This is a genomic window from Gordoniibacillus kamchatkensis, from assembly GCF_000829455.1.
Taxonomy (GTDB): domain Bacteria; phylum Bacillota; class Bacilli; order Paenibacillales; family NBRC-103111; genus Gordoniibacillus; species Gordoniibacillus kamchatkensis.
In genome coordinates, this window is the sequence record NZ_JXAK01000109.1 from 1 (window position 1) to 10,121 (window position 10,121).

Annotated in this window: 9 protein-coding genes and 2 pseudogenes; 5 read left to right on the forward strand and 6 right to left on the reverse strand. The window is 58.5% G+C overall.

Annotated elements, in window-relative coordinates:
• Positions 1 to 112: 112 nt before the first annotated feature.
• Together SD70_RS36645 and SD70_RS38975 are read right to left on the reverse strand one after the other, a co-directional pair.
• Positions 113 to 256: a hypothetical protein gene (locus SD70_RS36645; protein ID WP_156158303.1), complete on the reverse strand. Its 144-nt coding sequence runs from the start codon at positions 254 to 256 to the stop codon at positions 113 to 115.
• 56 nt (positions 257 to 312) lie between these two features.
• The gene (locus tag SD70_RS38975; RefSeq protein ID WP_041052574.1) at positions 313 to 1,224 is read right to left on the reverse strand and encodes a PaaX family transcriptional regulator C-terminal domain-containing protein; all 912 of its coding nucleotides are present in this window, start codon (positions 1,222 to 1,224) and stop codon (positions 313 to 315) included.
• Between the two features lie 142 nt (positions 1,225 to 1,366).
• On the opposite strand from SD70_RS38975, the gene SD70_RS31590 reads away from it, so the two are divergent.
• Positions 1,367 to 2,305, forward strand: a complete 939-nt coding sequence (locus SD70_RS31590) for a YbhB/YbcL family Raf kinase inhibitor-like protein (RefSeq protein WP_052488108.1) — start codon at positions 1,367 to 1,369, stop codon at positions 2,303 to 2,305.
• A 429-nt stretch (positions 2,306 to 2,734) separates the two neighbouring features.
• Here SD70_RS31590 and SD70_RS31595 read toward each other — a convergent pair whose 3' ends face one another.
• Positions 2,735 to 3,085 (reverse strand): VOC family protein, encoded by a 351-nt coding sequence (locus SD70_RS31595; RefSeq protein WP_041052575.1) that lies wholly within the window; start codon positions 3,083 to 3,085, stop codon positions 2,735 to 2,737.
• 447 nt (positions 3,086 to 3,532) lie between these two features.
• On the opposite strand from SD70_RS31595, the gene SD70_RS31605 reads away from it, so the two are divergent.
• Positions 3,533 to 4,489 (forward strand): ring-cleaving dioxygenase, encoded by a 957-nt coding sequence (locus SD70_RS31605; protein WP_041052577.1) that lies wholly within the window; start codon positions 3,533 to 3,535, stop codon positions 4,487 to 4,489.
• Positions 4,486 to 5,098, forward strand: a pseudogene (locus tag SD70_RS31610) (alpha/beta hydrolase). The gene SD70_RS31605 and the pseudogene SD70_RS31610 overlap by 4 nt, the downstream one beginning before the upstream one ends.
• Before the next feature lie 791 nt (positions 5,099 to 5,889).
• On the opposite strand, the gene SD70_RS31615 reads toward SD70_RS31610, so the two are convergent.
• Positions 5,890 to 7,278, reverse strand: coding sequence for a (Fe-S)-binding protein (locus tag SD70_RS31615; protein WP_082053798.1), 1,389 nt, complete (start codon positions 7,276 to 7,278; stop codon positions 5,890 to 5,892).
• A pseudogene (locus SD70_RS31620) lies at positions 7,275 to 8,688 on the reverse strand (FAD-binding oxidoreductase). The gene SD70_RS31615 and the pseudogene SD70_RS31620 overlap by 4 nt, the downstream one beginning before the upstream one ends.
• Positions 8,689 to 8,833: 145 nt before the next feature.
• Here SD70_RS31620 and SD70_RS31625 point away from each other — a divergent pair.
• Positions 8,834 to 9,523, forward strand: coding sequence for a FadR/GntR family transcriptional regulator (locus SD70_RS31625; protein WP_041052578.1), 690 nt, complete (start codon positions 8,834 to 8,836; stop codon positions 9,521 to 9,523).
• A 75-nt stretch (positions 9,524 to 9,598) separates the two neighbouring features.
• Here SD70_RS31625 and SD70_RS39590 read toward each other — a convergent pair whose 3' ends face one another.
• The gene (locus tag SD70_RS39590; RefSeq protein WP_269432562.1) at positions 9,599 to 9,730 is read right to left on the reverse strand and encodes a hypothetical protein; all 132 of its coding nucleotides are present in this window, start codon (positions 9,728 to 9,730) and stop codon (positions 9,599 to 9,601) included.
• Between the two features lie 165 nt (positions 9,731 to 9,895).
• On the opposite strand from SD70_RS39590, the gene SD70_RS39595 reads away from it, so the two are divergent.
• Complete coding sequence (locus SD70_RS39595; protein WP_269432563.1) at positions 9,896 to 10,030, forward strand: hypothetical protein; 135 nt, start codon at positions 9,896 to 9,898, stop codon at positions 10,028 to 10,030.
• The last annotated feature ends 91 nt before the right edge of the window (positions 10,031 to 10,121 follow it).

Here is a 10,121-nt window from a genome sequence, read left to right on the forward strand (position 1 = left end):
GTGCCACCGCCGTCCCGCCTGCGCCGCGCTCGCGCGCACCCGGCGTCGCCGCCCCGCGCAGCCGGCAGTCGCGGCAGGCGCCGCGCCGCCCGGTGCTCCCCGCGCGCCGGCCCTAACGTCGCTTGAACTCGCTAAGCGGCTTCCGCTGCCCGCAGTAAACGCACTGCTTTTCCTGCGGCCGGCCGGGAGCGGACGGCAGGCCGCCTTCCGGGCTGCCCGTTTGGGCCGCGATCTCCGCCTCATTTTGCCGGTTCATGTCCATGATGTTCACCTCAAAAGTCCTGTCCTTGCATCGTCTCCGATACCTGCCGCTTACCTGATGAATCGGCTGTAGGCCGAGTCCCGCGGAATAGCGGCCACTATCCGGTCCATATACCCGTTCAGCTCCTCCAGCGTGCGCCGGCCGACCCAGTCGCTGCGCAGCAGCTCTTCAGGCAGCATAGGATCGGTCAAATACAGCTCGCTGATCGCTTCCCCAAGCTGCAAATAAAGCAAAAACAGCTGCATTTCATCCGCCGTGCCGGGAGTTTCCGCCAAGTCAGCACCTGTTCCGGCGCGGCCTGCCACTGCCTTGCCTCTCTCGACGTTGCCTCCTACAGCCCCGCCGACCCCAGCTTTGCCTTTTCTGCCGCTTCCGTCCGTCATAAGCAGCCGCTCGGCCTGGGGTTTGAACTCTCCAGCAAACCATTCGCGTTTTCGCTCATAAGCTTCCGCCACCGCGCCCAAAGACCAAATATCCGCGGCTTCGTCGGCAGTGATGGCGCGGCCGGTCATCGTACCGGATATGCAGGTCACATAACGCTCCACGGCATGCTTGCGAATCAGCTCGTCCGTTTCTTCGCGGTACGGCCACGGTGATATATAGACTCCGTCGTATAACAGCCCGAACCCGGTCTGCAGCAAGTCGGCGCGGAACTGGTCCCGCCGCCGCCGCTCCGTTTCCGGGAACTCCGACAGCACGAGGTGCCACGTCCTGTCCCATGCATGCCCATACAGCTGCGGCTTGAAATTGATCGAGCGGATAAATTTCCGGCCTGCGTCCGTAATCCGGTACATGGAGCGGGTGGGGGAGTCGGCGTAGCCGTCTTTTTTCAGACGGGAAAGGGCGTTGCGAATATAAGGGGCGGAATATCCGCGGTTTTCGTAAATCCGGATTAAATCCTGCGTCTCCAAATCGTCCGCGCGCGACAGCAGGAACAACATTTGCTTCTCAACCGACAGCAAAAAAACTCACACCCTTGTTGACAAAGTCATCCAATGAATATAACATAAATTACGTCGACAACATAAAAATATATTACATAATGCAGCGCTGCTACCTTTTTCTATTGTACATCATATCCGATTCGAAGGAGAAACGATCTTTATGAAGCCCATTATCAAAATGTTTCTGTTTGCCGCCATCGCCTTCTCCGTACTATCCCCAGCCCCGGCATCCGCCGCGGAGAAAGACGTCATGCAGAACGTGGCGAGCTACTTAAACTGGAATACGCCATTCAGCATTCGAATCGCAGGCAAAACGCTGGCCGCTAAGGGCGAAATGGTCAACTCCCAGCAGCTCATCCCCGTGCGCGCTGTGTTCGAAGCAGCCGGCCTGGCCGTAACATGGGATAACGAACAGCAAACATGGCACGCCGATAAAAACGGCCTGTCCGTCTCGCAGAAGCTCGGCGGCAATACCGTTACCATAAACGGCGTCCAGTACCGGCTCGACTCTGCTGCCGTCCTGGGCAGTGATGGCGTTCTCTCCTCCGCGCGGATGATCCCGCTAGCGCTCGGTCTGGAGCTTCGCTGGGACTCCGCGAACCGCGAGCTTAGTGCCAGCCAGCTGCCGGCGCAAAGCCACGACGGCTTCCGTGTATCGTCGGCTGCCTTCAGCCCGGAAGGGGACATCCCGACGGTGTACGCCCACGGCGGTGTCAGCGGCGGCAAAAACGTCAGCCTGCCGGTCCAGTGGCAGGGGGCGCCGCAAGGCACCAAATCGTTTGCCGTCATCATATACGACATTCACCCGATCGCCGATAACTTCATTCACTGGAGCGTGTTGAACATTCCGGCGACGGCGACAGGCTTGCCCGAAGGGGCGGCTGGCCATCTGCAGGCAGGCACCGAGCTTAACGCCTACTACGGCATGGAGCCGCCGCGCTACTCCGGCGACCATCTGTACCGGATCGCTGTGTTTGCGCTCGATACGGAGACGCTGCAGCTGCCGGCGAAGGCACCGACGTTTTTCGAGCAGCTGGAACCGCTGCTGAAAAAGCATGCGCTGGGCTATGCCCAGACGGAAGGCTTTTTCCGGCAGTAATAAGGGAGTGTGACCGTAGCCGAGGGGGCTGTTTTGGGATCGCGCATGGCATCGCTTCAGCCGCTCGAACCTTGCTCCGGCTTGTTGAAGAAGATATGTGAACCTGAGAGGTCTTAATTTCGTAATGCGTCCAGGTTCCTTATTTAAAGCGTCTTGTGACGCTGCTTAGGAACAAAAAGCCGAATACTGCAGGTTAGCGCCCCAGAGTGCGCTCATAAAGAATTTTGGACTCTCCACATGGACTTCCAGTACGCTAAGCTTTTACGCAAGCAAATTCGGCTCAGGGCAGCGTCGTAAAAGTCGCTAATTACAGAACAAGTTCGTAATTCGAACTTCCGAACCTGGTCCACTAGATCAAAACGCAAAAAAGCAAAGAGGCATGTTGCCCGGCAGCGCGCCTCTTTGCTTTTCCAGCTTGATCTAGGCCGGTTAGCCTTTCAGCACGTACAGGTTACCTTCCTCGTCTTTGAACTGCGCGTACGTGCCCCATTGCATTTTTTGCGGCTCGCCCTCGAATTCGACGCCGCGCTCCTTCATGCTCGCGTAGGTCGCATCGATGTCGTCGCACTCGAACACGATCGACGGCTTCATCGTCTCCCAGCCCTTCATCATAGCCCGCGGGTAGAGCACCAGCGCAGTCTCGGCGCCTACCGGCTTCACTTCGAGCCAGTTCCCTCCCGGACCCATCGGTGTTTCGCGGACGAGCTCGAAGCCGACTTTTTCGGTCCAGAACGTTTTCGCTTTTTGCTGATCTTCGACGTATACAGCTTGTGTGGCGATTTTTTTTAATCATATGCGGGCAGCCCTCCATATCGTTGTTGTTCCAGTCTACTGTAGCATGCCCCGCCCTCGCCAGTCTTGTAAAAAACGACATTCCCCGTGTTGCGGAAGGAAGCGGCCATCTCCTGCATCCAGTGCTGATACTGAGCTAGTGAGATACAAATGCATAGCTTAAACGCTTTGGAAAAATGGGCATAATCGTAGTAGACGAGCTCCGCCATCACCTCGCGCAGATCGAGCCCGCATCGCCCAAAAAAGCTCAGCCACCGCAAGGCTCCGCTTTCTTGAGCCGGTATCTGCACTTCGCTGTTTCTGAAACATATCACCTTTATGGGGAGAGCTGCCATGAACGGCGCGGGATGTTGACATAAACGAAAGGGAGTAGTATATTTATCTTGAATTAAAGATGTTTAAATTTAAACAAACAATCAAAGGAGGATTTGCAAAATGACTGTCAAACATACAACCGGCATTCACCATATTACGGCGTTCGCCGGCGATCCGCAGAAGAACGTCGATTTTTACGCGGGTTTGCTCGGACTGCGGCTTGTGAAGCGGACGATTAATTTTGACGCGCCGGAAGTGTATCATTTGTATTTCGGCAACGAGTCGGGTGCGCCGGGGACGGTGATGACGTTTTTCCCGTATGCCGGCTCGCGGCGCGGCCGGATAGGAGGCGGGCAAGTCGGGGCCACCGTATTCGCCGTACCGCCGGGCGCCTACGATTTCTGGAAAAAGCGGCTAAACAAGTTCGGCGTTTCGGTAACGGAGACAGTGCGGTTTGGGGAAACATTCCTGCAATTTGCCGACCCGGACGGGTTGCGGCTGGAGATCGTCGAACGGGAGGAAGGACCGGGAAGCGCATGGTCGTTCGGCGGCATCCCGGCTGGTCAAGCGATCAAAGGCTTCGGCGGAGCAGTGCTGTTCAGTATCCATGCGGTTAAGACGGGGGAGCGGCTTGAGAAGCTGATGGGGCTCGAGCGAGTGGCGGAGGAAGGGGATTATATCCGCTACAAAGCGACAGGCGACATCGGCAATTTCATCGACCTGCGGGCAGCCGATATGCCTTGGGGAGAAGGGGGAGCCGGGACCGTACATCACATCGCATGGCGCGCGGCAGACGATGCCGACCAGCTGGAGTGGCGAGAATGTGTAGCGCGCGAAGGACTGCATCCGACGCAGGTGCTGGACCGGAACTATTTTCACTCCGTGTATTTCCGGGAGGAAGGCGGCATTCTGTTCGAGATCGCGACAGACAATCCCGGCTTCGCTGTAGACGAAGCGCCTGAGGCGCTGGGCGGGAAGCTGATGCTGCCGGATTGGTTCGAGCCTCACCGGGCCGCGATCGAAGCGAATTTGCAGCCGTTCGAGGTGCGGGTGCTGAAGGGGGATGCGGGCGAATGATCCATCTGTTCCAGGAAGGCGAGAACAAGGAGCTCCCAACGCTGTTAATGCTTCACGGCACGGGCGGGGACGAGCGCGACTTGCTGCCGCTGGCGCAGTTGATTTCGCCGGCTTCTCCCGTGCTTAGCGTCAGGGGAAACGTCCTCGAAAACGGCATGCCGCGCTTTTTCCGGCGTCTGGCCGAAGGCGTCTTCGACGAGGAGGACCTCGTACGGCGCACGGCGGAGCTGATGCAGTTCGTAGATGAAGCGGCTGTACGGTACGGATTCGACCGGGGGCGGGTCGTAGCAGTCGGCTACTCGAACGGCGCGAACATCGCCGCCAGCATGCTGCTGCACCACGAGCAGGCGCTGGCCGGGGCCATCCTGCACCATCCGATTGGTGCCGCGCCGCGGCGTCAAGCCGCCTTCGTTGGAGGGGGTGCCGGTTTTCATCGGCGCCGGCCGGACCGACCCGATCTGCCGTCCCGAAGAGACGGAGGAGCTGGCCGCTTTGCTGCGCAATGCAGGAGCTGCGGTCGATGTCCATTGGGAGCGGACAGGGCACCAGCTGACGCAGACCGAAGCGGCGGCTGCCGCCGCGTGGTTCAGGGATAAGTTCGGAGGGTGAAAAAAAGCCAACAGGCCGCGGTCTGGAACCGCTGCTTGTTGGCTTTTTTGCGGATCTGTGGCGGGCACCGGGGGAATCTTATTTTCTCTGTCAGGCCACGTGGTTGCTTCATTGTATTTTGTCCAATGTTTTTCACCTGAAAATAGGGTTGCCGTGGTACTCATTGGATTTCCTCCAACGAAATTACCTCGCAACTGCGGTTTTGAGCGGGGCAAAGGCCATTTGACTGTATCGTTTCCAATGCAACTGCCCGCTAAGGCAACCGCAATAAAAACATTGGACGTTTTCCAGCGGTTTGAAGTCGACCAGAGCCTTCTAATAATCTAAAACTCATTTATACCAGTAACCAATCCCGGTATGGTATATTTTCCCTAGATAACGCACGGTGGATTTTTGACCACGGCGTAGCCCTTCTGCAAAGGAGGTGTTGCACCTGGTCAAGCTTGCGACGTTGCATACGATGATCCAGATAGGCGTCGGTCTCTTGAGCCTTTGGTTCGGTGGCATGAAGCTGTATCGCTGGATTCGTAGGCTGATAAACAAGCGAAAAAACCACCGGGTGTAGGTTGAGGAACCAGCCGGTGGTTTTTCGCTGAATTGTAACTAAGTTCATGCGCGCCGTGGGTGTCCACAACACGTTATCTAAAAGCCGTTAAGCGTTGGCAGCGCTTGACGGCCTTTTTAGTATTTCCAAAACGCCAGTATACGATATCGTTTATCGTATAGCTATTGTACCATACCCATACGCCATAAAGTCAATAAATGTATTTACTTTTTCTAGTTCCCCCGCTTCACAACGCACGTTCGAGAAGATCCATAATATGCACGGCTTCCATCTGATCCTGCAGCCCGGCGCGAATAATGCCCTGTTTCATTTGCAGCAGGCAGCCGGGGTTCGAGGTGACGATTAGCCGCGCCTGCGTCTTCTTGACGTTGTTCATTTTGTCGTCGAGCAGCTCCATCGATTTGTCGTAGTTCGTGATGTTATAAATGCCGGCGGAACCGCAGCAGCTGTCGGCGCCCTTCATCTCCACGAATTGCACGCCCGGGATCGAGCGGATGAGCTGGCGCGGCTGATTGCGCACGCCTTGGCCGTTGGCAAGGTGGCACGAGTCCTGGTACGTCACGACCGCGTCCACCGGCTTCGTCAGCTTGAGCGGCGGCAGCTCGGCGAGCAGCTCGTTGGCGTCGCGCATTTTGGCCACGAACGCCATCGCCCGCTTATGCCAGGCCGGGTCGTCGTGGAACCAGTGGTGGTACTCTTTCAGCGCTGCGCCGCAGCCGCCGGCGTTGTTCACGATCAGATCGACGCCGGCCCGCTCGAATGCCTCGATGTTGCGCATCGCCAGCTCTTTCGCTCCGTCCTTGTAACCGGAATGGGCATGCAGAGCGCCGCAGCACGTCTGGGCCTCGGCAAAAACGACTTCGCAGCCCGCTTTCGCCAGCAGCTTCGCCGTCGCCTGATTCGTCTCGTAGAACATAACGTCCATGATGCAGCCGGTAAAGAAGCCGACCCGCAGCGGTTGGGCAGCAGCATCCGTACGGGCCGCCGCGGCTTCCGCGCCGGACACACCCGCCGTAGCTTCCGGTACAGGCGCTTCCGCCGCCATAACGCGCTTCCGCTTGGCGCGGGCGAACGGCGAAGCGACGCGGCCGACGCTCTTTTGCATTTCGGCCATCTCGCGCGGGAGAATGCGGATCAGCCCCGTTTTGTCGGCAAGCTTCTGCAGCCCGAGTGCCTGCGCGCCCCACAGCACCGTGCCGAGCGCCTGCATCCGCTTCGGGTGCGGGAACAGGTGGCGGAACGCCAGCTTCTTCACGAAGGGCATCGGCCTCTCCGCCAACTTCTTATCCTCGACGGCTTCGCGCGCCGCTTCGATCATCGTGCCGTACGGCACTCCGGCCGGGCACGCCGTCTCGCAGGCGCGGCAGCCGAGGCAGTCGTACATATTGCGTTCGAATTCCGCATCCAGCTCGAGCTGGCCGAGCGCCGCGCCTTTCATGAGAGCGATGCGGCCGCGTGGGCTTTGCGTCTCCTTGCCCGTCATCCGGTACGTCGGACAAGACGGCAGACAGAACCCGCAGTGCATGCAGTTCATAATATCGTCCATGTTGAATTTGCCGCTCGTCAGCGTAAGCGTGTCGCAGCCTTTTGCATCGTTGGCGTTTGCAGCCGTCATCGCTTTACGACCACCCTTCTCCGTTCGCTGCCGGCAACGAGCTTGCCGGGGTTCATGATGCCGTTCGGATCGAACGCTTCCTTCAGCCGCTGCATCAGCGTCATGCCGCCGGGGCCGACTCGCAGCTCCAAGTACCCGAGCTTGGCGATGCCGACGCCGTGCTCGCCGGTAATGGTGCCGCCAAGCCGCAGCGCCGCGTGGAAAATTTCCTCGAACGCCTTCTCCACGCGCTCGATTTCTTCCTTGTTCCGCTCGTCGGTCATGCACGTCGGGTGCAGGTTGCCGTCTCCGGCGTGGCCGAACGTGCAAATCTGCACTTCATATTTCTCGGCGATCCGCTCGATCTCCGCGACCATCTCCGCCAGCCGCGAGCGCGGCACCGTCGCATCCTCGAGAATCGTCGTCGGCCGCAGCCGCGACAGCGCCGATAACGCCGCTCGGCGCGCCGAGAGCAGCTTCGCGCCCTCCTCCTCCGTCTGCGCTACGCGCACGTCGGCGGCGCCCGCCTTCCAGGCAATGTCGGCGATCCGCTCGATGTCGCGGACGACCGTCGATCCGGCGCGCGTCCTGCTCGATGAGCAGCATCGACTTCATGTCGAGCGGCAGCCCGAGCTTGGCGTAGTCGTCGACCACTTTCATCGTCCCCTGGTCGAGGAACTCGACGGTGGCGGGGATGATTTTGGCGGCGATCACTTGCTCCACGGTGCGGGCCGCATCGGTCAGGTTAGTGAAATACGCGACCAGCGTACGTTTCGTTTCCGGCAGCGGCACGAGCTTGACCGTGATTTCGGTAATGACCGCAAGCGTCCCTTCCGAGCCGACGAGCAGCCGCGTCATATCGTAGCCGGCCACATCCTTGACGTTCTTGCCGCCGCAGCGCAAAATTTCCCCCGAAGGCAAAACATACTCGAGGCCCATGACGTAATCTTTCGTCACGCCGTATTTCAGTCCGCGCATGCCGCCCGCGCACTGGGCGAGGTTGCCGCCGACGGTCGAGATGCGCATGCTGCCCGGGTCCGGCGGATAAAACAGGCCGACAGCCTCCACCGCTTTGTGCAGATCGGCCGTGACGACGCCGGCTCCGATCGTGGCGGTCAAATTCGCCGTATCGATCTCATAAATCTCGTTAAAACGATTCATATTCAGCACGATGCCGCCATGAATCGGAATCGTCCCGCCGGCGAGATTCGTGCCGGAGCCGCGCGTAACGATCGGGATGCCGTGCTCGTTCGCAAGCTTCAGCACCTCCGCCACCTCCTGCGTCGTCCCCGGCATCAGCACCGCATCGGGCAAAGCCTGGTAAATCGGCGTTGCGTCGTATGAATAAGCATATAACTCGTTCGGCGAATCCAGATAATAGTTCGCGCCAACGATAGCAATCAAGCGTTCTTTCACGTCGCTCGGCAGCATGGAGCTGGGCCTCCTTCACATCATCGCATCAGTATAAATTAGTCAGGTCATCGGACGAATTTAAGCCAACTATATCACAGCGTCGAAATTTTGTGTAGAGTATAAGTAACGAAATGTTCCGCAATGGAAAAGGGGCCTTAGGCAAATGAACCTGCAGAAAAAAAACTACGAAATCATAACGGACGAGCTGCGGCGCATTATCGAGAGCGGCATCATCAAGCCCGGCGACAAGCTGGACACGATCGACAAGCTCGCGGAGCGGTACCGGGTAGGCCGCTCGACCGTGCGCGAGGCGCTCAGCCATTTGAAAGCGCTCGGGCTCGTCGAATCGCGGCAGGGCGGCGGCACTTACGTGCGGAAGCCGGCGATCGAGCCGGAGGCGGTGCTGGAATCGCTGCAGACGTCGAACGCCGAGCTGACGCAAGTGCTGCAGGTGCGCAAAATTCTCGAGACCGGCGCCGCCGAGCTTGCCGCAAAGCATCGTACGGATACGGACGTGGCGGAGCTTGGCACCCTCATCGGGCAAATGGAGCAGGCGCTCGGGAACGAGGAAATGAGCCAGCTGTACGACACGAACTTCCATCTCGCCATCGCCAAAGCGACGCACAATCCGATGCTGGAGACGATTATGGGGCACATTTCGGCGACTATTTTCCGCACGATTCAGGACAGCCGCAAGCTGTGGCTCTACAGCGAGAAAAGCTCGGCGGCGACGCTGCTGCGCGAGCACCAGCGCATCTTCGAAGCGATTCGCGACGGCGACGCCAAAATGGCGGCCGCGACGATGGCGAAGCATCTCGCTCAAGTGGAAGCGGCGCTGAAGTCGACGAAATAAGCGCAGCTAACGACAAAAAGGCCTCCTCCCTGCGGTGAAATCCCGCTAAAGGGAGAAGGCCTTTTTCTGCGGTATTCATGGCAGGAGCCGCCCCGGGCTTAGCTTGCCGTTGCTTGTGTCGATGTCCGCAATCGCTTTGGCCAGAGCGAGCGGCACAAAATCGAGCCCGTACGAGCCAAGCCGCTCGGCAAGCTCTTTCAGCGGCATCGAACCGCCGGGATGCGCAAGAGCACCGTCACCCCATCGAAATTCCTCCTACGAGTTCGTGTTGGGACAGATTCCCTTGCATGATATTTTCTTCAGAGCAAAAGTACAAGTCATTTCTAGAAATTCTCATAAGATAGAGTAGTTTCTTACAAGGAGGTGCTTTCTATGGCGCATCGCAAACCCATCGTCGTCATCCTCAGAGCAGGACAAAAAGTGCTGGTTGTGTGCAAAAACATAAAAGCATTGAACCTAACCATCTTTTTTGAGGGCGCCCCGTTTCGTCGGGGCGCCTTTTTTTAGTGCGCCACGCATGGCGATTAACTAGGCGGTGAAAGTCCGCTGTGGGGGCTTGTAGTGGCCAACCACTAGCCAAGAGCAAGGGTGTCCATCG